30 protein-coding genes, 2 tRNA genes and 2 pseudogenes are annotated in these 23686 nt (G+C 54.6%); 22 read left to right on the top strand and 12 right to left on the bottom strand.

All coding sequences use genetic code 11. From position 1 onward, the window contains the following. The first annotated feature begins 162 nt into the window (after positions 1-162). The gene (locus tag ACVBEG_RS15320; protein ID WP_322178665.1) at positions 163-402 is read left to right on the top strand and encodes a hypothetical protein; all 240 of its coding nucleotides are present in this window, start codon (positions 163-165) and stop codon (positions 400-402) included. A gap of 175 nt (positions 403-577) precedes the next feature. Here ACVBEG_RS15320 and ACVBEG_RS15325 read toward each other — a convergent pair whose 3' ends face one another. The 3 genes from ACVBEG_RS15325 to ACVBEG_RS15335 all read right to left on the bottom strand — a co-directional run bounded on the left by ACVBEG_RS15325 (position 578) and on the right by ACVBEG_RS15335 (position 2664). Continuing rightward, the gene (locus ACVBEG_RS15325) at positions 578-790 is read right to left on the bottom strand and encodes a hypothetical protein (protein WP_322178664.1); all 213 of its coding nucleotides are present in this window, start codon (positions 788-790) and stop codon (positions 578-580) included. 294 nt (positions 791-1084) lie between these two features. Beyond that, positions 1085-1978, bottom strand: a complete 894-nt coding sequence (locus ACVBEG_RS15330) for a phosphohydrolase (protein ID WP_322178663.1) — start codon at positions 1976-1978, stop codon at positions 1085-1087. A gap of 329 nt (positions 1979-2307) precedes the next feature. Beyond that, positions 2308-2664: a helix-turn-helix domain-containing protein gene (locus ACVBEG_RS15335; protein WP_322178662.1), complete on the bottom strand. Its 357-nt coding sequence runs from the start codon at positions 2662-2664 to the stop codon at positions 2308-2310. Positions 2665-2994: 330 nt separating this feature from the next. On the opposite strand from ACVBEG_RS15335, the gene ACVBEG_RS15340 reads away from it, so the two are divergent. The 3 genes and pseudogenes from ACVBEG_RS15340 (at position 2995) to ACVBEG_RS15350 (ending at position 5700) form a co-directional block, all read left to right on the top strand. Beyond that, positions 2995-3129 (top strand): hypothetical protein, encoded by a 135-nt coding sequence (locus ACVBEG_RS15340; RefSeq protein ID WP_322178661.1) that lies wholly within the window; start codon positions 2995-2997, stop codon positions 3127-3129. An 897-nt stretch (positions 3130-4026) separates the two neighbouring features. Then, positions 4027-4173, top strand: a pseudogene (locus ACVBEG_RS15345) (group II intron reverse transcriptase/maturase); the annotation flags it as partial. Between the two features lie 1182 nt (positions 4174-5355). Further along, the gene (locus ACVBEG_RS15350) at positions 5356-5700 is read left to right on the top strand and encodes a hypothetical protein (RefSeq protein ID WP_322178660.1); all 345 of its coding nucleotides are present in this window, start codon (positions 5356-5358) and stop codon (positions 5698-5700) included. On the opposite strand, the gene ACVBEG_RS15355 is transcribed toward ACVBEG_RS15350, so the two are convergent. Both ACVBEG_RS15355 and ACVBEG_RS15360 read right to left on the bottom strand, forming a co-directional pair. After that, positions 5695-5763 (bottom strand) — tRNA-Ser (locus ACVBEG_RS15355). The two genes, ACVBEG_RS15350 and ACVBEG_RS15355, sit on opposite strands and share 6 nt — an antisense overlap. 391 nt (positions 5764-6154) lie before the next feature. Then, a complete protein-coding gene (locus tag ACVBEG_RS15360) occupies positions 6155-6550 on the bottom strand; it encodes a helix-turn-helix domain-containing protein (RefSeq protein WP_447107990.1) in 396 nt (131 codons plus the stop codon). A gap of 169 nt (positions 6551-6719) precedes the next feature. On the opposite strand from ACVBEG_RS15360, the pseudogene ACVBEG_RS15365 reads away from it, so the two are divergent. From ACVBEG_RS15365 to ACVBEG_RS15390, 6 genes and pseudogenes are all read left to right on the top strand, one after another. Beyond that, a pseudogene (locus ACVBEG_RS15365) lies at positions 6720-6950 on the top strand (BRCT domain-containing protein); the annotation flags it as partial. 41 nt (positions 6951-6991) lie between these two features. Continuing rightward, a complete protein-coding gene (locus ACVBEG_RS15370) occupies positions 6992-7216 on the top strand; it encodes a hypothetical protein (protein WP_322178658.1) in 225 nt (74 codons plus the stop codon). Between the two features lie 31 nt (positions 7217-7247). After that, the gene (locus tag ACVBEG_RS15375; RefSeq protein WP_219062022.1) at positions 7248-7475 is read left to right on the top strand and encodes a hypothetical protein; all 228 of its coding nucleotides are present in this window, start codon (positions 7248-7250) and stop codon (positions 7473-7475) included. A gap of 89 nt (positions 7476-7564) precedes the next feature. Continuing rightward, positions 7565-7768, top strand: coding sequence for a hypothetical protein (locus ACVBEG_RS15380; protein ID WP_219062023.1), 204 nt, complete (start codon positions 7565-7567; stop codon positions 7766-7768). 131 nt (positions 7769-7899) lie between these two features. Then, positions 7900-8088, top strand: a complete 189-nt coding sequence (locus ACVBEG_RS15385; protein WP_322178656.1) for a hypothetical protein — start codon at positions 7900-7902, stop codon at positions 8086-8088. 101 nt (positions 8089-8189) lie between these two features. Continuing rightward, a complete protein-coding gene (locus tag ACVBEG_RS15390; protein WP_322178655.1) occupies positions 8190-8480 on the top strand; it encodes a tyrosine-type recombinase/integrase in 291 nt (96 codons plus the stop codon). A 114-nt stretch (positions 8481-8594) separates the two neighbouring features. On the opposite strand, the gene ACVBEG_RS15395 is transcribed toward ACVBEG_RS15390, so the two are convergent. Beyond that, positions 8595-8671, bottom strand: a tRNA-Val gene (locus tag ACVBEG_RS15395). A 183-nt stretch (positions 8672-8854) separates the two neighbouring features. Here ACVBEG_RS15395 and ACVBEG_RS15400 point away from each other — a divergent pair. After that, positions 8855-10138 carry an NAD(P)/FAD-dependent oxidoreductase gene (locus ACVBEG_RS15400; RefSeq protein ID WP_322178654.1) on the top strand — a complete coding sequence of 428 codons (1284 nt, stop codon included), beginning with the start codon at positions 8855-8857 and terminating at the stop codon, positions 10136-10138. 59 nt (positions 10139-10197) lie between these two features. Here ACVBEG_RS15400 and ACVBEG_RS15405 read toward each other — a convergent pair whose 3' ends face one another. After that, positions 10198-10887, bottom strand: coding sequence for a PA2778 family cysteine peptidase (locus ACVBEG_RS15405; RefSeq protein WP_322178653.1), 690 nt, complete (start codon positions 10885-10887; stop codon positions 10198-10200). A 219-nt stretch (positions 10888-11106) separates the two neighbouring features. Here ACVBEG_RS15405 and ACVBEG_RS15410 point away from each other — a divergent pair, with 219 nt between their 5' ends. Beyond that, positions 11107-11289, top strand: a complete 183-nt coding sequence (locus tag ACVBEG_RS15410) for a hypothetical protein (protein WP_322178652.1) — start codon at positions 11107-11109, stop codon at positions 11287-11289. Between the two features lie 65 nt (positions 11290-11354). Here the strand turns inward: ACVBEG_RS15410 and ACVBEG_RS15415 are convergent, their stop codons facing one another. After that, the gene (locus tag ACVBEG_RS15415) at positions 11355-12110 is read right to left on the bottom strand and encodes a TerC family protein (protein WP_322178651.1); all 756 of its coding nucleotides are present in this window, start codon (positions 12108-12110) and stop codon (positions 11355-11357) included. Between the two features lie 151 nt (positions 12111-12261). On the opposite strand from ACVBEG_RS15415, the gene nhaR reads away from it, so the two are divergent. Then, positions 12262-13164: a transcriptional activator NhaR gene (gene nhaR / locus ACVBEG_RS15420; protein ID WP_322178650.1), complete on the top strand. Its 903-nt coding sequence runs from the start codon at positions 12262-12264 to the stop codon at positions 13162-13164. Here the strand turns inward: nhaR and ACVBEG_RS15425 are convergent. Both ACVBEG_RS15425 and ACVBEG_RS15430 read right to left on the bottom strand, forming a co-directional pair. Continuing rightward, entirely contained in the window at positions 13161-14315 is a 1155-nt protein-coding gene (locus ACVBEG_RS15425) for an MFS transporter (RefSeq protein ID WP_322178649.1), read from the bottom strand. The genes nhaR and ACVBEG_RS15425 overlap by 4 nt on opposite strands. 147 nt (positions 14316-14462) lie before the next feature. Further along, positions 14463-14972, bottom strand: coding sequence for a DUF1993 domain-containing protein (locus ACVBEG_RS15430; RefSeq protein ID WP_322178648.1), 510 nt, complete (start codon positions 14970-14972; stop codon positions 14463-14465). A 118-nt stretch (positions 14973-15090) separates the two neighbouring features. Here ACVBEG_RS15430 and ACVBEG_RS15435 point away from each other — a divergent pair, with 118 nt between their 5' ends. The 4 genes from ACVBEG_RS15435 to ACVBEG_RS15450 all read left to right on the top strand — a co-directional run bounded on the left by ACVBEG_RS15435 (position 15091) and on the right by ACVBEG_RS15450 (position 17027). After that, a complete protein-coding gene (locus ACVBEG_RS15435) occupies positions 15091-15744 on the top strand; it encodes a YceH family protein (protein WP_322178647.1) in 654 nt (217 codons plus the stop codon). Positions 15745-15939: 195 nt separating this feature from the next. Continuing rightward, positions 15940-16326 carry a hypothetical protein gene (locus ACVBEG_RS15440; RefSeq protein WP_322178646.1) on the top strand — a complete coding sequence of 129 codons (387 nt, stop codon included), beginning with the start codon at positions 15940-15942 and terminating at the stop codon, positions 16324-16326. Positions 16327-16519: 193 nt separating this feature from the next. Further along, complete coding sequence (locus tag ACVBEG_RS15445) at positions 16520-16714, top strand: hypothetical protein (protein WP_322178645.1); 195 nt, start codon at positions 16520-16522, stop codon at positions 16712-16714. A 130-nt stretch (positions 16715-16844) separates the two neighbouring features. After that, complete coding sequence (locus ACVBEG_RS15450) at positions 16845-17027, top strand: hypothetical protein (RefSeq protein ID WP_322178644.1); 183 nt, start codon at positions 16845-16847, stop codon at positions 17025-17027. 124 nt (positions 17028-17151) lie between these two features. On the opposite strand, the gene ACVBEG_RS15455 is transcribed toward ACVBEG_RS15450, so the two are convergent. Continuing rightward, complete coding sequence (locus ACVBEG_RS15455) at positions 17152-17712, bottom strand: hypothetical protein (protein ID WP_322178643.1); 561 nt, start codon at positions 17710-17712, stop codon at positions 17152-17154. 259 nt (positions 17713-17971) lie between these two features. Here ACVBEG_RS15455 and pbpG point away from each other — a divergent pair, with 259 nt between their 5' ends. The 5 genes from pbpG (at position 17972) to ACVBEG_RS15480 (ending at position 22416) form a co-directional block, all read left to right on the top strand. Beyond that, on the top strand, positions 17972-18907 hold the full coding sequence (gene pbpG / locus ACVBEG_RS15460; RefSeq protein WP_322178642.1) for a D-alanyl-D-alanine endopeptidase: 936 nt from the start codon (positions 17972-17974) through the stop codon (positions 18905-18907). A 229-nt stretch (positions 18908-19136) separates the two neighbouring features. After that, positions 19137-19595: a DUF2214 family protein gene (locus tag ACVBEG_RS15465; protein WP_322183095.1), complete on the top strand. Its 459-nt coding sequence runs from the start codon at positions 19137-19139 to the stop codon at positions 19593-19595. A 57-nt stretch (positions 19596-19652) separates the two neighbouring features. Further along, a complete protein-coding gene (locus ACVBEG_RS15470; RefSeq protein WP_322178641.1) occupies positions 19653-20075 on the top strand; it encodes a DUF3010 family protein in 423 nt (140 codons plus the stop codon). 226 nt (positions 20076-20301) lie between these two features. Then, positions 20302-21600, top strand: coding sequence for an MFS transporter (tcuC, locus tag ACVBEG_RS15475; RefSeq protein WP_322178640.1), 1299 nt, complete (start codon positions 20302-20304; stop codon positions 21598-21600). A gap of 87 nt (positions 21601-21687) precedes the next feature. Then, complete coding sequence (locus tag ACVBEG_RS15480; RefSeq protein WP_407074592.1) at positions 21688-22416, top strand: substrate-binding domain-containing protein; 729 nt, start codon at positions 21688-21690, stop codon at positions 22414-22416. 12 nt (positions 22417-22428) lie between these two features. Here ACVBEG_RS15480 and ACVBEG_RS15485 read toward each other — a convergent pair whose 3' ends face one another. Beyond that, positions 22429-23358, bottom strand: a complete 930-nt coding sequence (locus tag ACVBEG_RS15485) for a LysR family transcriptional regulator (RefSeq protein WP_447107991.1) — start codon at positions 23356-23358, stop codon at positions 22429-22431. Positions 23359-23686: the final 328 nt, after the last annotated feature.

Raw genomic sequence — 23686 nt, forward strand, 5'->3', positions numbered from 1 at the left:
GGCTTGTGTGGCCATCAGCTGCATGATGCGAATTTTTTTTGAGACCTCGGTACCGTGAGTAAGCCGAAAAGAAAATTATGTCGCGACACCCTTCGATGATTCGCGCAATCTATTGCACAACCGCGAACGCATCGCAGCCTAATTTTTTCATCTGGACGTCAAATGATCCCCAACGCAGAACTCTACAATCCATCCACCGAATATGCCGACAAACTGGTCACACGCATCGGGCAGACACCTGCATGGATCGCAAAACGCATCGGCGTCACCGACAGGCGCATACGCTACATCCTTGATGGCTCACGAACCGTCAAAGGGGTAACCAGCCCTATTCAGATGACCTATACAGAGCAGTTCGCCCTTGAGTGTCTTGTGGCCGAGGTTAAAACCAAAAACAAATAATCCCGCCGCACGGGCCTCTCCGGGGTTGGAGCCCGTTTGCCTCACTTACGAGCGCCCATCGTTTTCAGGCTCGATATTCCAGACATTCAGCGCCCATTGATCGACCCCAGCATGTCGCCGGGGTCTACGCTCCAACCTGACAATTGACTGCATACCCGACGACTCAACTGGAGGCTCAAATCGGATGTCGCTTGCGCTGGTTTATGCAGAAGCTGGTGACATTGGAATTTGCCAGGCTTGCCCTCCGCTGAAGAAGCTTGAGCTCTACCTGCTTGCATCGTGTATCCATCGAGGATTCTTGCTGCAGGAACAGTTCACAGTCCGTATCTGCGGCTCTGGCGATTTCAATCAGCCTCTGCGCTTTAATCGGATCTTCAGGTTCGTACATTGTTCGCCCCTGCTTAAACCGCGCGCCCCTCTATGCAGTCCTACTCGTGAGCCATGATAGTTGCGCTCTCACATACACATATAAACACTTCTGAACCTTATTGAGCCATTTTATACACTTAATAATATTTGTCTGAACCTCTGCATGGTACAGAAATAAAGTCGCGCCAAAGTTGCTTAAAAAAAGAGATCGACAAGAGGTGCGCAGACTGCACACCGAGTAAGGGTCATGCTCACTCTTGAGAAGCACAAAAAGTGAATTCGTTCATGTCAGCGATGCTGTTGCACATGGGGATTAACGTGTGAGCGGATGGCCGAACGGAACGCTGAAGCCAGCAGCATTACGGTGGCCACCGCCACCGTAATGCTGAGCGATTACCGAGACATCCTCGCCTGCGTCTGAGCTACGCAGGCTGAAGAATCGGCCGTCCGGGGTGTCCCAGTAGCAGGCGGCGAAAGGCTCGCCCGCACACATCAGGTGCCCTGCATCGCTGGTCAGCGTATACGGGAGGTTTGCCACCGGCACGTCATGGCCGCCGATCACCATCCGGCGCTTGGTCACGCCAACCAATTCCGCGACATCCTTTTGCAGCTTACGCTCGATAGCGATGCCGTCTGATCGAAGCATGGCTAGATCAGACTCGATCAGCCTGTCCCAGACGTCGAAGTCATAGGGGTAACTGAAGACGCTGGCCTGTATCTCGCGGGTGCCGTCCAGCTTGAACAGCCACAAGTCCCGATCCTCGATGTGATTGATTAGCGCGGGGCGAGGTGTTTCTGGAAAAAAGAAGTCCCAGGCAATGCCTGCGCCCGAGCGGTTCATATCAAACAGTGCGCCTATGTGGGGGGAACCTGAGCTGATGCATTTGCTCCGGCAATCCGTTTGGAACTGCGCATAGGTGTTGCCAGCAAACGGTAGGGACTTGAGATCGTCCTGTGCCGTCTTGTGATGATCCAGGATCAAAACAGAAGCCGCAGCTTCGCCCATCGCTATCAATACCTCGGCAGGGTACGAAAAATCCACAATCACGACATGCTTGCCCGCAACGTCCGGCACCGGCTTGCCGTAAATGCCAGCATGAAACTCGATGTCGGCGCCCAAGGCTTTACGGACAACCCAGGCGGCGCCAAAACCGTCTGCACAGTGACCGTGGTAAATGCAAAGGATGGGGCGCTGATTATCGGGCATGGAGAATTCTCGTCTGGCGGCACCGGCTGCACGTATTGTAAGTGAATACCCTGCAGTGATGACGTGTGGTGTTCGGTGCGGCGTTTGAGCTCGGATTTGATCCGTATGCTCTGGCACTATAAGCCAAGCTTGATGTGGCCACCTGCGTTAAGGGGGCCTCCCGGTAGTCCGCTACTCGGTGATGCTCTCTTGATGGTTCAACTGCATTGGGCTTGATTTTTCACCTATGTGGCTCCAATGACTGTGAGGCTTTCGGGATGGCAACCAAAAATAAAAGCCTGACGCTATGATAGAGCGGACAGGGCAGGTGGTGATGTAAACAGAATGGATCAGGAGGATTCGGCGTTACCTTTCGTCTCTTTCTCATCGGAGTCAAAAAGCGTGCTAATCAAACGCTTGATGTCGTTCTGGACGTCTTCTGGCAAACCGTCCAACTCTTCCAGAACCTTGGCATCCAACGCAGTGATGCTGTCGATCGACCTGGCTTTCCTGACGCCGGTCACCACGAACAATATGTCTACGCCCACGGCTGCGATCAAGGAGAGATAGGTCGCGTTCGGGAAGCGCTTGCCTCTTTCGTACGCACCTTGCGCATTGGCTTCAATTCCGCCAGCGGCGCCCAGGCCGGCTTGAGAAAGCCCGAGTCTTTTTCGTTCTTCTTTTAGTCGCAAACCAATGCCATTCATGTGACCTCCTTTTGAAGCCGAAGCAAACATTCATAGGAGGTTAGCGCAAACCTCAGCATTACATGCATAGCTTGTCTGACGCAGGTACAAGCGATGGGCGCAGCCTCCAGGCTGACAGTGTCACACAGTGAATCATTGATCTATTTAATGGTCGTATTACTTGTTGATCGCCCCATGACTAAAAGTCACTGGCAGCGACAACTCTTCGCAGGGGTTCTGTCCTTGCTTTATCGGACGATAAAATGAAACGAACAGCTATATTTATCTTGGTGATTTCGGGCTCCCTTCTGCTAGGAGGCTGCTGGCCGTACTGGGAGGATGGAGGAGGACGTGGTCGTGATCATGACCGCGGTCATGATCACGAACGTGGTAATGACCGTGGCGATGATCGGGGATATGACCATGACCGCGGGCGTGATCGCGATGGTGGAGACCAGGATTATCGCCGGTAAGCTGCTCCAATAGCGCGAACCCGTTTTGCTGTCCGTCCCAGTATCCCGCAAAGGCTTCTGGCGGCTGCAATCCGGGTAGGTGCCAGTCGGGTTAACCGAGAGACTTCCACTTCCACCGGATGATCCATAGGCCTCCCGGGTACCTATGGCCGCAGAAATATAGTTGAGCATCTGGATGCATGTTCAGACTGTATAATCCCTGAAAAGCTCCTCTTTGATAATCAGCAACGCGTCATCGTAGTAACGCTCACCGCGAGCCTCACTTAGCGGTATGGACCTGACGCTTCCCTCACCACCAAGAGGCGTATGCTCGCAGGTGATAAAGAACTCTGCGGTTTCTGCCCTGAATTCCAAGTAGTAAAACAGCTCACGTCCCTCTCGATCCCAGTAACCTATTTCTCTTCGCATCAGTTTCCACCGCAGGACTGTAAAGTTTCCCATTCTACTGGCCGCGGCCACTGCGCCAAAATTCGCTCATGACTGAATGTAGCTTTCGAGCTATCTGTACGCAACGAATCACCCTCACCTACTCCGAAACGATTAGATGGCCCGCCATTGATCGGGCCGTCTGTACTAGCCCCCCCTTCGTCGCCTCGACATTGATTTCGCGTCACCCCGCTGCGCACACTGATCCTACTGAAGGATCAGTACCCATGTGTGAAATAGAGAGCCCGCCCAGCGCGGGCTTTTTTGTGGGTGCGTCAGGCATGACACGTTGCGCGCAAGCGTAACCAGTTTGGCTGTGGTGACCACGCGGGTGACTTGGAGATGAAAGTCCTCTACACACCCGGCAAAGGGAAGTGTTAGCCAAAGGCAAGGGTGTCGCGGGCGATTGCGAACCGGAAGGAAGCCCGAGGCAAATTACCTTGGGATATCTGAACGTTTGCCACTGTACTACCGAGCGTCCCGAGGCGACGGGATGAGCTGGCATCAACCGCCGAGGCTAAGGGTGGCGAGGATGAGCCTGCATCGCTTGCGCGACCGTCTCAGGGACCTGCTACGCAGTGCTCGGGACCACAAGATGGCGAGCGTCATCAGGCGGATAAACCGCCTTCTTCTCGACCACCTCGTTATCTTCGGTCGCTATATCCACTTCAGCGTCACAGTGCCGTCATCGTTGAAAGCCATTGCGATCAAATTCGTATCCGCCAGTAATTCACCCCCATGCAGCCCCGCACCCATGATGCGGCCCACCTTCGGCGAAGGTCGCGCATTCGACTCATGGTTTTACGAGCAAAAAGAGTTTCCAGAGGAATATGCCCAGGCACGTCCTATGCAAACCCCGGACACGCGGCTATCTTCGATATGGCTATAGCTTTGACTGATCTGTACACCGGGACGGTTGCGAAAGGTCGTGCAGAGGTATCAAACCCTGACTACCGTTATATGTGCCGGATCATCGCAGCAATACAGTCGGCTCTGCGCCAGGAATAGCAGTAGGTGGCGGCACAATTAACCTTTTTGGCACCTGATCGCCAAGCTGCTCGCTTACTCAGCGTTCCTGGAGGTCGACTATGGTAGCCGTCCTGTTTACCTTGTATATCCACTACTGCACAGCCCAAGGTTGCGAAACCAAGCCGCTCAGTCAATGGCCCACGCTTGAAGAATGCCTAGCCCAGATCGCGATGTATCACGCAGTTGTGCCCGGAAATTACTCCATGGAATGTAAACAATAAAAATCGGGGCTGGGTCGTCGAATTCAAACAGAGAACACGTGCCCCCTACAGGATGGGCCTTCATTGCTTCAACTACTGCGAAGGAGCTTGGCCGCCAATAAGGACTCGTCGATAACCTGCTGAACGCTCTCAGTGCGCCTTAAAGGCTCCCACTTGTCGTAAGTGTCCACATCGAGTTTGGCTTGCAGAGCCAAGGCATATGGGTCAAATCCGAGCTCAAACGCCGCACCGAATATTGCCACAAGCGTTTGCGCGTAAACGCTTTCTGATCGGATTGTCATATCAGCTCCCTTAGTGGCTTACAGAACCACCTTACAACCCCCCGAACAAAACAATTCGTTTGGGTGCCAAAAGCAGCATTCAACCACCCTTTTGCATACCATACAAATAGCAACGCATCGTTCAATGCTTAAAGTGACAATCGGTCATAACCACTTACCGCTCCTTCCTCTTATCCACACACCACTTACCAACACGGCGGGACATTCCCTTAAAATTTACGCTGCAGGTACCGACCACCGAGGATCACTCATGCCAGCAAACCAGCACCCAACGATCGACATTTGTCACGGCAACTGTGCGGCGGCTTCGGTGCCGACTGGGAAGATGCAGAGGGGTACGGAAATCCGGCACACCTGCGCATAAAGATGGGCCTAGACTTGCAGGAAGTGGACAGTGAGCGAGTGCGCGCCCCCTACTGCCTCCCCTCATTGGACGTCCGTTACACCGAACTACCTGACGAAGGAGTTCAGGAAGACCATACCGACAAGGTGATTGATTATGTGGGCGCGGATTGGCATTTTGAGGCGGGGCTTTGCAACAGTTTTGCAAATCGCAAACAACAAAAAAGGGCCAACCTTTCGGTTGACCCTTCTAGACCGCCAGCAGGAGCGGATTTTGTTTGGTAGGTACGACTGGACTCGAACCAGCGACCCCACCATGTCAAGGTGACTTCTAGCCACACCTAACCCATTGAATATAAAATAAAATATCCATTGTATCAACTGGCCAAAAAGCCCAAATACACGCTATAAGAATCAATAGCTTAGCGTTGTATTTTCATACAGTAGTAGCCCCTCACCGGCGTCCTACCGACCGAACACAACCCCTATTTTTTATAGGCACTCGGAAAAGGTTATTGTAAGCGCATGACCCAGCTCCAAAGCGCCGGTAACATGATGCCCACGCCCGATATGCTGTACGGGGCCTCTGAATCCGTGTCACCAACGCATAAAGCCATCAATGAGCCCCATCGCTGACCTTGAAGTCAGTTCTGAGGGTTTCTAAAGGAAATTGGCCATAGCCCACAGCACAGCCAGGAACGACCCAGCCAATAACACCAGGAACATGTGAAACTTAAAATTAGTCATGACTCTTATTTCGCAAGGTCACGGCTAATCTATTTATAATATGTTCTACGGCGTGTTTATCGGAAAAGTCCGCAGTCCGTAAAAACTTAATAAGTGCATATTCATCAGCAGAAAGTTCAGCAACAGCATACGGCGTTCGTTTGCCCGTCACGACGAACAGCACATCGATAGCCGTAGTAGACAATCGGCTCAGGTAGTCAGCCCTCGGACACCTCATTCCGCTTTCATAGAGTAATTGCGCATTGGGTTGTATGCCACCAATGGCAGCAACGGCGCTCTGGGTCAGGCTACACGCTTCACGCTCGAGTTTTAATCGCATGCCCAGATTCATCAACGCCATTCCCTTGGATATAACAATGGCGCCATTATAATGGCGCAATGACATCACTGATCAATATCCATTCGGATTAAACCAAGAGAAAATAAATATCCATTTGAATGCAATAATAACTGCACATATCAGATCAGTTGAGCAGCCAAGAAATGGAGCACCTATAACGGTATAGGGTTCGTAGTGAGATGCTGCATGGGTATCTAGGTCGTTCCCTGAACGCCGCGCCTACGGTCCACGAAAAGACTGTCAGACACTGGTAGAGGAGCGCGGCGGAATTATTGGAGGTGGCGTTAGCAAGAAAATCCACTCTCTGGTTGTCGGAAGTATCGGGAATGAGCAGTGGCGTCACAGTAATTATGGGGTGAAAATCATGAAAGCTGCAGAGCTACGCCAAGCCGGCTCCCCTATAGCTATCATCGGCGAACACCAATGGCAGCGCGCCCTGTTCAAATAAGCGCGAGCGGTGTGGCGATTTGTAAAATCAGGAGCGTGGTTGTGAGCACCGAGATTGCCAGAGCACACATGATTTCCGAGCTTTCTAGGCTCGCGGAAGAGTTCGAGTTTTCTGCAAAAGGCTTGAGCGAGCTAAGGAAAGCTGAAGGGTTAATTGATACAGAATCAACAGACCTGATAAACCAACTTCTTTACACCTCCTCCCAACTGAGGGCTCTTGCTGATGCCGCCGAAAAGGGCAGCGAGGATCAGGGCAAGGCTGAGTAGTTGGCGCGCTGGGGATTTGTAGGAGGTCGAAATGGGACTCAACAGACCAACGCAAGAGCTGAATCGCGAACTCAAAGACGCAGCGCTGAGCCTGGAGCAGGCAGCGTCTGAAGTACTCGAAATTACCAAGAGCTGCGGGGATGCCGATGTTGTCGCTGCGCTAAAGCTAATTGCGAAGCTATATGAGGAAGCAGATCGGCTGGCGGCGCTTGCGGATGAGGTGAAGGCGGGAAGGATTGTGCGGGGGAAGGCTGAATAGCTCGCGATCCTAGCCCAAGCATTTTGGTGGGCGACGTATTCGCACTAAAAATTGAAAGACAAAGCAATACCCTGCAGAAGGGTTACTGAATGCCGAAGAAACAACCGGAAAGTAAAGTTGCAGCGACTGCTGCTGAAATTGAGCGCTCTATCCAGGCCCTGAACAAAATGGCGGAACGCCTTTGGGGAGATGGTCGAGAGGCTGAGGCGAAAGCTCTCCTCGACGCCTTGGACGCATTAAACCGGGCGCTTGATCGAATCAGGATTGGAGAGAGTCGAAGGATTCTCCATTGAGCGAGGCTGGCGTTGAGGCTAAGGCTAAGGCGATCCAAAGCTTCAATGATGCCGAGGACGTGCTGCTTGGGTAGTGACACCGTGATCGCCCTCGCCTGAATGGCATGGCGCATCTACTCGGGATTGCAGTGATGAAGGCCCGCATCGAGAAGAAGCTCAGCAAGCGCCTGGTAGAAATTGCCCCATCGATATTCGCTGGTGTCTGGATCGACAAAGACGAGCCAAGCGAGCTTGCGTACAAGCAGCGCACCCGCGTGAGCCACGTATATCCCCCGGTAAAACCCAAGGTTACGAAAACCCGATACACCTTGAAATTGTAATGGGGCAGTCGTTGAGGGAGGTTGTACTGGAGTGCCTACGATCTCCTATCGTCTCTCCATTTCTCATCCATTACAAAACGAAGTCCCGGCGGCGCGAACAAGTGGAAGCCAAGGAGCATTGGTCATCAGTCACGCCTGACTATCTGACCAAGGAGTTCACCAAGGCAAGAGACGCCGCGCATGCTTACGATCACATTGGGCCGGCTGAGCGACCCACTTTCCACGAAGTTCGCGCTTTGGGCTCATGGCTTTACGAGCAGCAAGAGTTTCCTGAGGAATACGTCCAGGCACGTCTAGGGCATTCGGATGCGAAGATGACGCGGCATTATCAGGAGGGACACACCGAGAAGACTATCGAATACCAGACCGTCGGAGCAGACTTGAAATACTGATACCGCTGGTTCGTTTTTCCAAAATATTTCCAAAGTTTTTCCAAACGCCAACAACAAAAAAGGGCCAACCTTTCGGTTGACCCTTCTAGACCGCCAGCAGGAGCGGATTTTGTTTGGTAGGCGCGACTGGACTCGAACCAGCGACCCCCACCATGTCAAGGTGGTGCTCTAACCAACTGAGCTACGCGCCTGCTGTGGGTCGGCATTCTACGGATATATGGATTCGTGTCAACACCTTTTTCGCGCTAACTCCATGAATATGCGTATTTTTTACGGATCGTCCTCTGCCTGTGATCTCACCGCTCACTGGTCGAGGTTTTTTTTCTCAGGTAGCATCTCGGCATCCGTAAAAAATATAAAACAGAGGTTGCAGGATGGCGAACACTCCTTACCCACAGTCTTATTACGCAGCGTCTGCGAACGCGGTGCCTGAGCGCCCTCGACTGGAAGGTGAGGTGGAAACCGATGTCTGCGTGATTGGCGCAGGTTATACCGGGCTTTCCAGTGCGCTGTTTTTGCTGGAGCACGGGTTTCGTGTGACGGTGCTTGAGGCTGCCAAAGTCGGCTTTGGTGCATCGGGGCGTAATGGCGGACAGCTCGTCAACAGCTATAGCCGCGACATCGACGTGATCGAGCGCACAGTCGGGCCCAAGCAGGCGCAACTGCTGGGGCAAATGGCATTTGAAGGTGCCGCGATCATTCGTGATCGGGTGGCCAAGTATCAGATTCAATGCGACCTGAAGGATGGCGGCGTGTTTGCAGCCATCACCAACAAGCAGATGGGCCACCTGGAAGCACAGAAGAAGCTCTGGGAGCGATACGGACACACTCAGCTGGAACTGATGGACAAGCGCCGTATTCGCGAGGTGGTGGCCTGTGATGAGTATATCGGCGGCATGCTCGACATGAGCGGCGGTCATGTCCATCCCTTGAACCTCGCGTTGGGTGAGGCTGCTGCGGTGGAGTCGCTGGGCGGTGTGATTCATGAGCAGTCGGCGGCGATTCGAATCGAGCGCGGCGCCAATCCAGTCGTGTATACCGAACACGGTCGAGTCCGAGCCAGGTTTGTCATCGTAGCCGGCAACGCTTACCTGGGTAATCTGGTGCCGGAGCTGGCGGCCAAGTCGATGCCTTGCGGTACTCAGGTGATCACCACCGAGCCGCTGGGTGAGGCGCTGGCGAGGACGCTGTTGCCGCAGGACTATTGTGTTGAAGACTGTAATTACCTGCTCGACTACTATCGACTGTCCGCTGACAAACGCCTTATTTTTGGCGGCGGCGTGGTGTACGGCGCGCGGGACCCGGCCAATATTGAAGCGATCATCCGGCCGAAGATGCTTAAAGCCTTTCCGCAGCTCAAGGACGTAAAAATTGATTACGCCTGGACCGGAAATTTCCTGCTGACGCTGTCGCGTTTGCCACAAGTCGGTCGTCTGGGCGACAACATCTATTACTCACAAGGCTGTAGCGGTCACGGTGTGACCTATACCCACCTGGCCGGCAAGGTATTGGCCGAAGCGTTGCGTGGGCAGGCAGAGCGTTTTGATGCCTTTGCCGACCTGCCCCACTATCCCTTCCCTGGCGGCCAGTTGTTGCGTACACCGTTGACGGCGCTGGGCGCTTGGTACTACGCCCTGCGGGACAAGTTTGGCTTTTGAGCAGCCTTCCAATAAAAACGGCGCCGAGGGCGCCGTTTTATTATTTCAGTCGGTGCTATTTATCGCGCCTTTAATGCCTTGGTCGCTTCGCCTGCCGCTTGCGCTTGTCCAGCCTGGGTCAAATCATTCGCCGCGTTCAGCCAGCGCGGCTGGTCGACTTGCGCCGGGATCTGCCGTGGACCTTGCACCAGTACAGCCCAACTGCCTGCGTCTTTCCAGGCAGAAGTAAAGCTGCTGAAACTCATCAACTGACGACGGTTCATGCCCGAGTGCAGCAGGACCGTCTGCTTGTTGCGGTTGTAGCCTATCAGCACCGCGTAACGGGGCTCCGCCCACCAGGCCGAGCCATCGGTGTAACGCAGCATGACGGGGTATCCCGCCGACACCTGAGTCAGCAGGTCCTGTAATTCCCCATCGAGGGGATAGACCATAAATCCGTACCCACGCGCCACGGCCTGCATATTTTGCTCGAGCTTGGCTTCGCCACCTGGCAAATGCAGGGGCTTGTCCAGCAATCCAGGCGTGATAATCACCCCTTGTTGCGACAACATGCTGGCCAATACCCCTGGCCCGCTTTGGTAAACGTTGCCTTTGAAGAACGGTACCGAATTGAGCTCAACCCGATCAGGTAAACGCTGGATCCCAGGGGCCACGCTGCCAGCGCAGGCAGTCAGGGTCGATAGAAGGGCAAGGGCCAGGTACATCCGCTTCGAGCGAGCGGCAAGAATTCGAGGTAATACCAGCAGCATTTTCACTCACTTCAACAAGCGCCGGGCAATCCGCGACCCGGCTCGGACCCTGATCATAGGTCGGCTCAAGCCTTCGGCATAGTTCATTTAGTGCGGACTTTTGCCTTACATAGATCAAATCGATCATGCATTGCAGACCATTAGTCAATTGTTGGAAACATGCGCAGTACTAGACTGTCAGTCAGATGCACAGAGACGCTGAAAACAGCAGAGGCACGTATGGGCCCGGAAATAACAATTGCAATGCTGATAGCCGCTTGGCTGGCAGTCGCCGCAGCCATGCTGTGGGGGGTGATGCGCATTTCTCGCCGGCATCATCACCGTGAAATCGAACACGAAAACCCCGCGAATATCGAGACCAGGCACGATCACTCCACTTCAAACTCCTTCCGCTTGCGTTGAAAAAGGCCGGTAATGGAAAACTCCACACCGACCCTTGGACTTTCACCCGCAACAAACCCTCACACTCAGACAGCCACGGCCTTCGACTTCGCCTTGAGCTTCGACCTGCGCGACAGCATATTCAGACCTTCGATTACCGCTGAGAACGTCATCGCCGCGTAGACATAGCCCTTCGGAACGTGCGCACCAAAGCCCTCGGCGATCAGTGTCATGCCGATCATGATCAAGAAACCCAGCGCCAGCATCACAACGGTCGGATTGTCATTGATGAACTTCGCCAATGGCTCTGCCGCGACCAGCATCACCACAACGGCAGCCACCACAGCGATCACCATGATCGGCAAGTGTTCGGTCATGCCCACGGCAGTGATGATGCTGTCGATGGAAAACACCATATCAAGTATCAAAATCTGGCCGATGGCGGCAGCCAAGCCTAGTGTGACGCCTGAAGAGGCCACCTTCTCGTCTTCATGCCTGGCTTCGACGTTGTGGTGAATTTCGGTAGTCGCTTTCCATAACAGGAACAGACCACCGGCAATCAGAATCATGTCTTTCCAGGAGAACACCTGCCCAAACAGTTCGATCACCGGCTCAGTCAATTGCACGATATAGGCGATGGTGCTGAGCAAGCCCAGACGCAGGAACAAGGCCATGCCGATCCCCAGACGCCGTGCTTTGGCACGTTGATGCTCTGGCAGCTTGTTGGTCAGGATCGAGATGAAGATCAGGTTATCGATGCCCAGCACGATTTCCATCACCACCAGCGTCGCCAAAGCGATCCAGGCGGTAGGGCTTGCAGCCAGTTGTAATAGATATTCCATGTGAGTGAACCCTGATTCAGCCTGAAAAATTGAATGAATTTCCGGGGCGTAAGTAGACCCGGCGATAGCGCTGCATTCTAGGGAGACAAACACATCAGAAAAATTCGTATTTTTGCCGTGTATACTTCGGTTTTTACGAATCGGGCTGCTCATGCTTAATTATCGACAGCTGCATTACTTCTGGGTCGTGGCTAAAACCGGCAGCATCGTAAGGGCTAGCGAGCAGTTGAACCTGACGCCGCAGACCATCAGCGGACAGATCAGTTTGCTGGAGCAAACCTTCGGTATCGACTTGTTTCGCCGGGTGGGTAGGCAATTGGAGTTAACAGAGGCAGGTCGCCTTACCCTGCCCTATGCCGAGCAAATGTTTCAGCTTGGAGGTGAACTGGAAGCGCTGCTTCGCGCCCAGCCCAATGAGCAGCAAATCCTGTTTCGCATCGGGGTTGCAGATGTGGTGCCCAAGTCGATTGTGTACCGCCTGATTTCGCCGACCATGCAGCTGGCCGAGCCAATCCGCATCACCTGCCGCGAAGACAAACTTGAGCGCTTGCTGGCCGATCTGGCCATTCAGCGCTTGGACCTTGTGATCTCCGACAGTCCAATGCCTTCGCACATGGACATCAAAGGCTATAGCCAGAAGCTGGGCGAATGCGGGATCAGCTTTTTCGCGACTCAGGCGCTGGCCGAGCGCTATGGGCCGAATTTCCCTCACGGCTTGCAAGGCGCGCCACTATTGATTCCGGGACAGGAAACCGTAATCCGCAACCGCCTCATGCGTTGGTTTGCCGAGCAAAATGTGCAACCACGGATTATCGGCGAGTTCGACGACAGCGCGCTGATGAAGGCTTTCGGAAAATCCGGCAGTGGGATTTTCATCGCCCCGAGCGTGATTGCCGATGAAGTTCAGGTGCAGTACGGGGTGCAAATGATCGGTCAGACCAACGCCGTAACCGAGTCTTTCTACGCGATCTCAGTCGAACGCAAGGTCAAGCACCCAGGCATTGTTGCCATTACCGAGGGCGCTCGACGCGGATTATTCATCCAGTCTGATTAAGCCCAAACAGGTACGGGCTTGGCGGACATCAACAGCAGCGCCAGCAGAATCGACAGCAGGATAATCCCCGCCGCCGCAAACCCCAGACTGCCCAGACCGAAGTTGTCGATTACCTGCCCACCGATGATCGCGCCAATGCCAATCCCCAGATTCGCCCCGGCAATGTTCAACGAAGCCGCAAAAGCGGGCGCATGGGGAGCCGCCTTCATCAACCGAACGTGGCTGACGAGGAACAACGCTGCCTGCGTGATGCCCCAGACGGCTAACGCCAGACCAAGACCAAGCGTCGAATGCATGCTAGGCACCACGGCCACCATGCCGGTGATCATGAACGCACTGAAGAACAGGCTGGCAATCAATGGGTGGTGGTCAACCATGCGCCCACCCAACGAGTTACCCAGCAAGCCGACCGCGCCAAATCCCATCAGACACCAGCCCACCACCGTGCCATTGAACCCGGCCAGACGTTCCAGCATGTCCGCCAGATAGGTATAGGCTGTGAACATGCCACTGAACACCAGCACCGACAACAGCACATGCCCGAGCATCAATGGGCTACGTAAAATCTTGAACTGCGCGAGCAATGAAACCGGCTCTTTGTGCTTATTCGTCGTGGGCAGGTAGATCAACAACAGCAATGCTTTGGCGAACGCTACCACCGCCAGGATGGCGAACGCGCTACGCCACCCCCAGGCATCAGAAATCAATGTCCCGACCGGAATGCCGAATACCGTCGCACAGACGATGCCGAAACCAATCTTTGAAATGGCTCGCCCGGCGTATTCCGGACCCACAATATCCACTGCTGTCTCACTGGCCAGCGCCCAAAACACTGGCAGCCCGAGCGCGGGAATCAGTCGCGCCACCGCCATCACGGCAATGTTGGGTGCCAATGCCGCCAACAGGTTGGAAAAACCGAACATGATCAAAATGGTGATAAACAGACGTTTGCGCTCAAAGCGCGAAAAATACGCCGTGAGGAAGGGCCCGAAAGCGGCCACGGTGAAAGCAAACAACGTCACCAACAAACCGGCCTGAGACACCGAGATATCCAGGTCACGGGCTATCGCAGGCAACAGGCCGACGATGACGAACTCTGTGGTCAATACCGTAAAACCGGCAGCCGACAACAGCAAAATAGGCAACAACATGAACACTCCAGAACAACGAAGCAGATCAAGCCATAAGGACCGATCTGTCAGTAAATACATCTACACGTGACACGGGGCATAAAAAAGCCGCGGCACGAAACATCTCGTGCAACGGCTTGGCGTCAATCCAACAGGTCGCTCAACGAATCAGTACGCGCCCATGTAATCGCGCTTGCCGACTTCAACGCCGTTGTGGCGCAGGATGGCGTAGGTCGTGGTGATGTGGAAGAAGAACTGCGGCAGACCATAACCCAACAGGTAGGTCTGAGCGTCGAAGCGCTTCTCTTTAGGAGTGCCCTGACGCGTGACGATCTCGCGACCTTCCTGGCCATTGATTAGCTCAGGGCTGATGCTACCGATGAAGGCCAGGGTCTTGGCGATCAAGGCTTGCAGGTCGGCGAAGGTTTTTTCGGTGTCGTCAAACTTCGGTGGCTCTATACCCGCCAGACGGGCGGATACGCCTTTGGCGAAATCAGCTGCGATTTGTACCTGACGGATTAGTTGGAACATGTCCGGGAACAGGCGAGCTTGCAGCAAGGCGTCAGGTTCAATGTTTTTTGAAGTGGCATGGGCTTCAGCCTTGGCCAGTACGTCACTCAAAGCAGTGAGCATTTGTTTGAAAACCGGGACGGAAGCGGCGTACAAGGAAATAGTCATGGCAGATCCTGAATTGAAGGTGACGTGATTATAGTCATGGAGGGCGCACGAAAGCGGCTTGTCTTTTATATCACTGAGCCCCTAGGCTAGTTGCCTTCAAACGCCCAGGGAAAGCGCCATGTCTACCGAGCCCGTGTCTACCGACTCCGCCGATAAGCTGCAACTCAACAATGTGGAAGTTCGCATCCTCGGCTGCCTGATCGAAAAAAAGGCCACCAACCCCGAAACCTACCCCTTGACCCTTAATGCGCTGGTCACTGCCTGCAATCAAAAAACCAGCCGCGAACCGGTGATGAGCCTGACTCAGGGCCAAGTCGGCCAAAGTCTGCGCGCCCTCGAAGGCCGTGGCTTAACACGGTTGGTGATGGGCAGCCGTGCTGATCGCTGGGAGCATCGCGCTGATAAAGCCCTGGAATTAGTGCCTGCACAAGTTATCTTGAGTGGTTTGTTGTTCCTGCGAGGCCCGCAAACGGTCAATGAATTGCTCACTCGAAGCAACCGCATGCACGACTTTGAAGATATCGAGCAAGTCGCCCATCAACTGGAACGCTTGATCGCCCGAGGGCTGGCGACGTTGTTGCCGCGTCAATCCGGCCAGCGTGAAGATCGATATATGCACTCACTCGGTGACCCGGAAGACATCGAGGCTATTCTCGCGGCCCGACAAAATCAGCCCGAACGCGCCGGTGGCGGGTCGGCCTCGACAGAGCGTCTGGACGAACTCGAAGCGCGGATTACGGCGCTGGAAGAGCGTTTGGCAAAGCTTGAATAACCTCGCCCTGCGGCGCACAGAATGGCCTTTGCCAACGCGGCCAAGTCCGCGATAATAGCCGCCGGACACACTTACACAATCTTTACTCACGCGATTCGCAGATTTCTCCGAAACCGCTGTCTTAGTAGTATCCCGTGGCAGTGCCTGAGCGTAACGCAGGCTCGCGACAACGGGGTTGAAAGCCGAGGAATACTCATGATTCGTCACATCCCCAAGGTTGCCTTGTTGTTAGGTGCCCTAGCCATCGCAAGCCAAGCGTCAGCAGACGGGCGAGGTTGGGGTGGTCCAGGTCTAGTGGTAGGCGCCGTGGTCGGGGCCGTCGTGGCGGGTGCCGTGATGTCATCCAACCAACCCCGGACAGTCTATGTGGAACCGCAACCGGTCTATGCACCACAACCGGTTTACTATCAGGCACCGCCGCCACCGGTGTACTACCAGCCGGTCGTAGTGGCTCCAGCCCCGGTTTATTATCGTCCTGGGTATTACGGCCCACCGCCAGGCTACTACGGTCGTCCACATGGCTATTATGGTCATGACAGGGATGAACGAGGCTACCGGGGTGACGGCCCTGGGCGCTGGTAACATTCTGAAAAATAGCCCTGCCCCCAAAAAGGCGGGGCTGTTTTTTTAGCGTCTACATCAGTTCGATGGAGGTCGCTGGGGGGACAGCGTGTTTGCTTGAGTCCGTCATTATTGACGTCATCGTTGTGAGTACGGTGCTCTTCAGCAACGCTTACTCAACGACATCAGCCTTCATAACAATAAGGACGCCCCTATGCCGACTCAGCATCCCCACCATGCGGAGGGATTGTGCACATCGGACAAAGTGTATCGCGCACTGACCGAACTCAAGAGTCTGGAAGGCCATCGTAGCGCAAAGTTTTTGTCCTTGCTGGCACAGAACCTGGTTGAAAAAGGTCTTCTGAACAATCATGAAGTGATGGCAATGCTCGATCAGGTCGTCGACTGATCAGCCCTGGACACGCAACGGCAATAACCGCAACGAACCCCATTATCATCAATGTCCACTATCGAGAGCAGTGATTATCACTCGCTCGCAGGGCGCCGTAGAGTAGCGGCATTGATTGATGGAGGTACTTATGACCAAGGTTCAGATCATGTCGGTAGTCGGTAGCGCAGTTCCAGCCCAGCTCAGAGCGTGTGGCCTGCTTGCCTGCTGGTACCTGGTACAGGAAGGCGAGCCCATAAGCGGCCCCTTCGCCTCCCTGCCAGCGGCCCAGGCCTTGTCCAAGAAGTTCGACACGTGCCAGATGAACGCCTGACGCGGGCTGACTGATTAAATACCCGTTCTAGCGAATCGTGTTGCCCTGACATCGTGCGTTGCTCCGCACATCCCCTTGCCCGCATCTCTGATGTGGGCTTTTTTATGCGCAGCAAAAAGTCTGATCAGAGACGCTCAGCCATTGCCGCATTGACCTGAGTCCGGTGCGCCAGTTTTTGCAGGCGCTTATCCAGATTCATCATGACCACTCGATCTGCACGGCCGCTCTCAAGCTCATCGACCAACTCGTTAGCCACCTGCCGCAGTTCGTGAGCAATCACCACACGGTCATCATTCAGATCACGCTTATGCGATTCGAACAAGCGATGCAGGAAATCCTGAAGGGTATGCTGCAGCCGATGCCTGTCGGTGGCGCGAAGATGCGTCAGGTTAATATTGATTTTTGCCAGCAGCTCATTGAGCTCACCGCACAAGTATTGCAGTCGGCGAGCGTACCCCACCTCCCGCTCACGCATTAGTTTGTGCTGGCTCGCAGCGTCCTGCTTTTTCTGAATGCCCGGCACCGCTATCGCGACCATCAAGCCAACAATAAGACCGGTCGCCTGAATCCAGCCCGCCCAATCCGCAGATTTCTGAAAAAAACCAACCCCAAGCAAGAGCACTGCAACCACAGCCGCTACTATTACCAGTGCGAGGTAATCCTTGCTGATAAAACTCTTGGGCATTGCGCGACTCCTGAGTCGTTTGAGAACACGTGGCATTAACCGCACAGGATGCTAATCGGTGTGCTCGTCAGACACCATGTCTATTGCTGGTTTTGGTTAGCAATCGTGGTTTTTTCACCTATAAAAGCGCATTGCTGCTCTAAACCTGAATTCAACCGACAAGACCCATCGACAGCGCCCGGAGCGTGCTCATAAAATGAAGTGTTTGCGTAGAGACCCCGTGTTAAACGGCATATTCCATTATTAGTGAGCCCAGCTCGTGAAAATTCGTCATTCCATTCTGAGCCTATTATTTGTATATACAGGCGCCGCACTCTCTCAGAGCGCGTTGGCAAATGAACCCGCCCCTCTTAATCGCGACCCTTCACAACTTCACCTGGCCTCGGGCAGCTCCATGGTGGTTGACCTGCAAACCGACAAAGTATTGTATTCGAGCAACCCGGACATCGTCGTCCCTATCGCCTCGGTGACCAAGCTGATGACGGCCATGGTGACGCTGGACGCGAAACTGCCCATGGACGAAATGATTCCAGTGTCGATCACCAACACCAAGGAAATGAAAGGTGTGTTCTCCAGGGTCAAGCTAGGCAGTCAGCTAGACCGCAAGAACATGCTATTGATTTCCCTGATGTCCTCGGAAAACCGGGCCGCGGCGAGCCTCGCTCACAGTTATCCGGGTGGCTATAACGCGTTCATCCTGGCGATGAATGCCAAGGCCAAGGCGCTGGGTATGAAGCACACGGTTTATGTCGAGCCCACCGGTTTGTCCATCTACAACGTGTCCACCGCCCGCGACCTGACCAAACTGGTACTCGCCTCGCGCAAATACCCCATGCTGAGCGAACTGAGCACCACCCCCGAAAAAACCGTGACATTCCATAAGCCCACCTACAGCCTGGGCTTTAGCAACACCGACCACCTGATCAGAAAATCCAACTGGAACATCACCCTGACCAAGACCGGGTTCACCAATCAAGCGGGCCACTGCCTGGTGTTGTTGACCACGATGGCCAATCGGCCGGTGTCGGTGGTGATTCTCGATGCATTCGGCAAATACACTCACTTCGCCGATGCGACTCGTTTGCGCAATTGGATGGAAACAGGGAAAAGCAACCCGGCCCCGCAAGTTGCCGTGCAATACAAGATTCAGAAAAACCTGACCATGAGGCAGGCAGGGATTCAGCCGAAAGAGTAATCAAGGATACTTTCGGACTTGCCGACCGTGTTTGTTTCCTCTCCTGAAAGCCCGGGTCAACGGACGGCGCTCCGATGCAATGTTCCTGCAAACCGCAGCAAGAGCTGCTCGTCAATGAAAGCCCGGAACAGTGTGAGGTTCGGGCAAAATGTCGAACAGTACACTACGACTTGAATACCGGCTGCTGGATAGATTGTTTTTTTATCGTCATGAATGGAGATTCACAACCATGCTCTTCAAATGGTTCCTGGCAACACTGCATCTATTGGCATACGGCGTTGCACTGGGGGCGGTACTCAGCCGTGGAAGATCTTTGCGGCGGCTGAGCCGCACCAACCCCTCCAAGCTTAGGGATGTGTTTGTGGCCGACAACTTCTGGGGTATTGCTGTAGCAGTGCTGCTGGTAACCGGGGTGTTGCGTGCATTTGGCGGGCTTGAGAAGGGAACCTTCTACTATCTGCATCAACCGCTGTTTCACCTGAAGATGACGGCGTTCATTGCGATCATCCTGCTTGAAATCGCGCCTATGGTTGCCCTGATCAAGTGGCGCAACGCGTTTAAAAATGGCACCCCGATCGATACCCGGCGCGCCCAGCTGTACTCCAAAATCAGCCACATCGAAGTGGGTCTGATCATCGTCATACTCGTGGCAGCCGCAGGCATGGCGCGCGGAGTGTTTATCAGTTAGCCATCGATGAAAAAAGAGAAGAAAATGACTGCCTTTTAACTTGCGCAAGGCAGCCACATGAAAATCTGCGGTATCGAAATCAAAGGCAGCGAAGCCATTTTCGCGGTCGCCACGCGTCAAAATAACGCGTTTGAACATCTGCCTCTGACCACAAAAAAAATCACCCTTGAGGACGATGACGAGTCGGCGAACGTCAAAGCGTTCGCGGCCCTCGTCGAGGCGTTTGTTCGTGATCACGGTATCGACCACATCGCGATCAAGAAACGCAGCAAAAAAGGCGAATTCGCGGGCGGCCCGACCACCTTCAAAATCGAAGGGATTTTACAGCTCCTGAGTCAGTGCGAGGTGTCCCTCGTTTCGCCGCAAACCGTCAGCGCTCAACATAAAAAACATGACTTTGCACTGGCCACCTCGCTAAACAAATATCAGCACGAGGCCTATAAAACCGCGTGTGCGGCACTGATGAAAGCAGCGGTTTGAGCAGATTTTTTTGATTGTGCGGGGCCGTGCCGACACTGCACCCCCTGCCACTCAAGGCATGCCGGACCGGACTGCCAGCGCCAAGCTTATCCCGATTATTTATACGTATGACGCATCAATGAATGCGAACTATGCATTTCTCAACTCAGCCCCTCTCAGACACTATTCGCTCCTATAACAATCGTGCACGCCAGGTGCATGCATAAAAGTGTCGGGAGACAAGTAGATGGGCTCAACTCAAAGCGTAACAGCGTCCGCCCGTTCCAAAGCAAGTGCGGTTTTCCGGGTAACGTCAGGTAACTTTCTCGAGCAGTTCGATTTCTTCCTCTTCGGTTTTTATGCCACCTATATCGCAGCCGCCTTTTTCCCGGCGAGCAGCGAATTTGCATCGTTGATGATGACCTTCGCCGTGTTCGGTGCAGGGTTTCTCATGCGCCCGCTGGGCGCAGTCATTCTAGGTGCCTATATCGATGACGTCGGCCGCCGCAAGGGACTAATCGTCACGCTATCAATCATGGCCAGCGGCACCATTCTGATCGTGTTGGTACCGGGCTACGAGAGCATCGGCCTGCTGGCTCCGGCCCTGGTGCTGATCGGGCGCTTGCTTCAAGGTTTCTCTGCAGGCGCAGAATTGGGGGGCGTTTCGGTGTACCTGGCCGAGATGGCGACTCCCGGTAAAAAGGGCTTTTTCACCAGTTGGCAGTCGGCAAGCCAGCAGGTCGCGATCATCGTCGCTGCCGGGCTAGGCTTCGCCTTGAACCAGTGGATGCCTTCATCGATGATCGCCGATTGGGGCTGGCGCGTGCCCTTCCTGATAGGTTGCCTGATCGTCCCGTTCATCTTCGTCCTGCGCAGCAAACTTGAGGAAACCGAAGAGTTTTCTGCGCGCACGCACCGCCCGACCATGCGTGAAGTGTTCAATACCTTGATGCAGAACTGGGGGATCGTCGTCGCAGGCATGCTGATGGTCGCGATGACCACCACGGCTTTTTACCTGATCACTGTCTATGCGCCGACTTTCGGCAAGACCGTACTCAACCTGAGCACCGCCGATGCCTTGATGGTGACGCTGTTGGTGGGGGTCTCTAACTTCATCTGGCTGCCTATCGGCGGCGCGCTGTCTGACCGCGTCGGGCGGCGACCAGTGCTTGTGACCATGGCCGCGCTGGCCATTGTTACGTCCTACCCTGCCCTGTCATTTCTGGCCCAGGCACCCAGCTTCGGCCATATGCTGGAAACGCTGTTGTGGTTGTCCTTTCTATACGGCATGTACAACGGGGCAATGATCGCGGCCCTGACCGAAATTATGCCCGTTGAAGTTCGCGTCGCTGGTTTTTCCTTGGCCTACAGCCTTGCCACTGCGGTGTTCGGCGGTTTCACACCGGCCATTTCCACGGCACTTATCCACCTCACCGGTGACAAGGCAGCACCCGGCTACTGGATGAGTTTTGCCGCCGTCTGCGCGTTGTCCGCGACTCTGTTTCTGTACCGCAGCAAAGCCGTGCAACTGCGCCTTGCAGTGTAATAAGCCTTACTTCCCGGCGTGGAGAAACAGTTTATGAAAGCACAATGTTTGAGATTTGCCGCATGGGTATTGCTCGGCAGCCTGAGCATGACGGCGGCAGTGCACGCCGCCGAAATCCACGTGATGACGTCCGGCGGCTTTACCGCTGCTTATAAGGCACTTAGCCCAAAATTCGCCGCAAACACCGGCAATACGCTGGATACCACGCTGGGTCCATCCATGGGCAAGGCGCCTGAAGCCATTCCCAATAGGCTTGAGCGCGGTGAAAAAGCTGACGTGGTGATCATGGTCGGGTATGCACTCGACGATCTGATCAAGCAAGGCAAAGTGATACCTGGCTCACGGGTCGAGCTTGCAGATTCGAGAATCGGTGCCGTCGTACGTGCAGGGGCGGACACGCCGAAAATCGCGTCCGAAGACCAACTCAAAGCGGCCTTGCTCAAGGCTCGCTCAGTCGCTTACTCCGACAGCGCCAGCGGAGTATATATCCAGGATCAACTGTTCAAGCGCCTGGGAGTCGAAAGCCAATTGCAGCCAAAATCCAAGATGATTGTGAAAACCCCAGTCGCCTCCGTGGTCGCAACAGGCGACTACGAACTGGGCTTCCAGCAGGTCAGCGAACTGCTACCGGTTTCCGGCGTAATCTTCATTGGCAAGATCCCGGAGTCGCTGCAGTCGGTCACGCGCTTCGCCGCAGGGATCCCTGTCGATGCCCAGAATCCACAGCAAGCAAAGGCCTTGCTCGATTACCTTGCATCACCTGGCGTCCAATCGGAGGTGCGTGCGACCGGACTCGATTCCGTCAGCCATAACTGACGGCACGCAGTCTTAATGCACCGCCGTCGGCCCCTGGACTGACGGCGGCAGCGCTTTCATCTCGACAATCAGTCGCTCCAGCTCCCGCGCCGCCGGCGTCAACGTGCGCCCCCGGCGCTTGATCAAGCCAACGCTACGTATCACCTGCGGCGCGGTCAGCGGCACACTCATTAAAATCGGATGTCCGGCGGTCGGCATCGCCATCGCTGGCGCGGCAGCAATCCCCAGGCCCGCCTCGACCAACCCCAGCATCGTCACCACATGCCGTGTTTCGCAGACACTCGGCCGCGCCGGTTTAATGTGAATCAGCGCCTGATCGAGCAGGAAGCGATTGCCTGACGTTTTATCTACCGCAATGTAGTCGTGCTCAAAAAACTCGCTCCACGTCACGGCCTCCCGACTCGCCAGTGCATGGTCACGGCGGCAGGCCAGCACATAGGTATCCTGTACCAATAACTCAAACTCAAGCCCGACATCCAGATTACCCATGAAACTGAGGCCCAGATCGGCTTCGCCACTGACCACCGCGTCGTGTACATCGTGAGCGCTGGCATCAAGCACCCTTACTCTGATTTTTGGGTAGAGCTGATGATAGCGAGCGACCACCCGCGGCATGAAGTAATAGGCCGCCGACGGCACACATGCGATCGTGACATGGCCCAGGCGTGTCGACGCGACATCGCTGATACCCAGTAATGCGTCGTCGAGGTCGTCGAGCAAACGTTCGGCACGCGGTGCGAACGCACGCCCGACCATGGTCAGACTGACACGGCGAGTGGTGCGTTCAAACAGCTTGACGCCCAATGCATCCTCAAGCTTTTCGATACGTCGGCTCAGGGCGGGCTGAGAAATATGAATCGCTTCGGCAGCTTTTCCAAAGCTGCCTTTTTCCACCACGGCGCGGAAAGCCTGGAGATCGTTCAGGTCGAAATTGATAGCCATGGATAACGCACGCCAAGGGGCAATTAATAGGTTGAATACGTCGCGACAGGGAATAGGGTCATGGATGCATGGTTAAATCCGAGACTCGCATCTTGGCGCTGCGTATTGGAAATGCAAGGCCTGGCCCGTGCAGATGAACAACAGCCACGACAGCAGCTCGGGAAGATCAACAGGCGTGCCGATAAAGCGTCCGGTTTTCTCACTGAGGTAGAGCAAGATGGCGCGGAACTCGGGGGTGCTGCTCGCCTTTGCGTTCTAGAACGATTGATTTAGAATAGTTTGGAAACGACAAAGGGGCAACAGCTTTGTCTGCCGCATGCTGAGGAAC

The sequence above is a fragment of the Pseudomonas sp. GG8 genome, from assembly GCF_052976945.1.

Excerpts from the sequence above, each read along its gene's own strand:
- ACVBEG_RS15320 (WP_322178665.1), top strand. The coding sequence starts at position 163 with ATGATCCCCAACGCAGAACTCTACAATCCATCCACCGAATATGCCGAC.
- ACVBEG_RS15325 (WP_322178664.1), bottom strand. The coding sequence starts at position 790 with ATGTACGAACCTGAAGATCCGATTAAAGCGCAGAGGCTGATTGAAATC.
- ACVBEG_RS15330 (WP_322178663.1), bottom strand. The coding sequence starts at position 1,978 with ATGCCCGATAATCAGCGCCCCATCCTTTGCATTTACCACGGTCACTGT.
- ACVBEG_RS15335 (WP_322178662.1), bottom strand. The coding sequence starts at position 2,664 with ATGAATGGCATTGGTTTGCGACTAAAAGAAGAACGAAAAAGACTCGGG.
- ACVBEG_RS15375 (WP_219062022.1), top strand. The coding sequence starts at position 7,248 with ATGGGACTCAACAGACCAACGCAAGAGCTGAATCGCGAACTCAAAGAC.
- ACVBEG_RS15380 (WP_219062023.1), top strand. The coding sequence starts at position 7,565 with ATGCCGAAGAAACAACCGGAAAGTAAAGTTGCAGCGACTGCTGCTGAA.
- ACVBEG_RS15385 (WP_322178656.1), top strand. The coding sequence starts at position 7,900 with ATGAAGGCCCGCATCGAGAAGAAGCTCAGCAAGCGCCTGGTAGAAATT.
- ACVBEG_RS15400 (WP_322178654.1), top strand. The coding sequence starts at position 8,855 with ATGGCGAACACTCCTTACCCACAGTCTTATTACGCAGCGTCTGCGAAC.
- ACVBEG_RS15405 (WP_322178653.1), bottom strand. The coding sequence starts at position 10,887 with ATGCTGCTGGTATTACCTCGAATTCTTGCCGCTCGCTCGAAGCGGATG.
- ACVBEG_RS15410 (WP_322178652.1), top strand. The coding sequence starts at position 11,107 with ATGGGCCCGGAAATAACAATTGCAATGCTGATAGCCGCTTGGCTGGCA.
- ACVBEG_RS15415 (WP_322178651.1), bottom strand. The coding sequence starts at position 12,110 with ATGGAATATCTATTACAACTGGCTGCAAGCCCTACCGCCTGGATCGCT.
- nhaR (WP_322178650.1), top strand. The coding sequence starts at position 12,262 with ATGCTTAATTATCGACAGCTGCATTACTTCTGGGTCGTGGCTAAAACC.
- ACVBEG_RS15425 (WP_322178649.1), bottom strand. The coding sequence starts at position 14,315 with ATGTTGTTGCCTATTTTGCTGTTGTCGGCTGCCGGTTTTACGGTATTG.
- ACVBEG_RS15430 (WP_322178648.1), bottom strand. The coding sequence starts at position 14,972 with ATGACTATTTCCTTGTACGCCGCTTCCGTCCCGGTTTTCAAACAAATG.
- ACVBEG_RS15435 (WP_322178647.1), top strand. The coding sequence starts at position 15,091 with ATGTCTACCGAGCCCGTGTCTACCGACTCCGCCGATAAGCTGCAACTC.
- ACVBEG_RS15440 (WP_322178646.1), top strand. The coding sequence starts at position 15,940 with ATGATTCGTCACATCCCCAAGGTTGCCTTGTTGTTAGGTGCCCTAGCC.
- ACVBEG_RS15445 (WP_322178645.1), top strand. The coding sequence starts at position 16,520 with ATGCCGACTCAGCATCCCCACCATGCGGAGGGATTGTGCACATCGGAC.
- ACVBEG_RS15450 (WP_322178644.1), top strand. The coding sequence starts at position 16,845 with ATGACCAAGGTTCAGATCATGTCGGTAGTCGGTAGCGCAGTTCCAGCC.
- ACVBEG_RS15455 (WP_322178643.1), bottom strand. The coding sequence starts at position 17,712 with ATGCCCAAGAGTTTTATCAGCAAGGATTACCTCGCACTGGTAATAGTA.
- ACVBEG_RS15465 (WP_322183095.1), top strand. The coding sequence starts at position 19,137 with ATGCTCTTCAAATGGTTCCTGGCAACACTGCATCTATTGGCATACGGC.
- ACVBEG_RS15470 (WP_322178641.1), top strand. The coding sequence starts at position 19,653 with ATGAAAATCTGCGGTATCGAAATCAAAGGCAGCGAAGCCATTTTCGCG.
- tcuC (WP_322178640.1), top strand. The coding sequence starts at position 20,302 with ATGGGCTCAACTCAAAGCGTAACAGCGTCCGCCCGTTCCAAAGCAAGT.
- ACVBEG_RS15480 (WP_407074592.1), top strand. The coding sequence starts at position 21,688 with ATGACGGCGGCAGTGCACGCCGCCGAAATCCACGTGATGACGTCCGGC.
- ACVBEG_RS15485 (WP_447107991.1), bottom strand. The coding sequence starts at position 23,358 with ATGGCTATCAATTTCGACCTGAACGATCTCCAGGCTTTCCGCGCCGTG.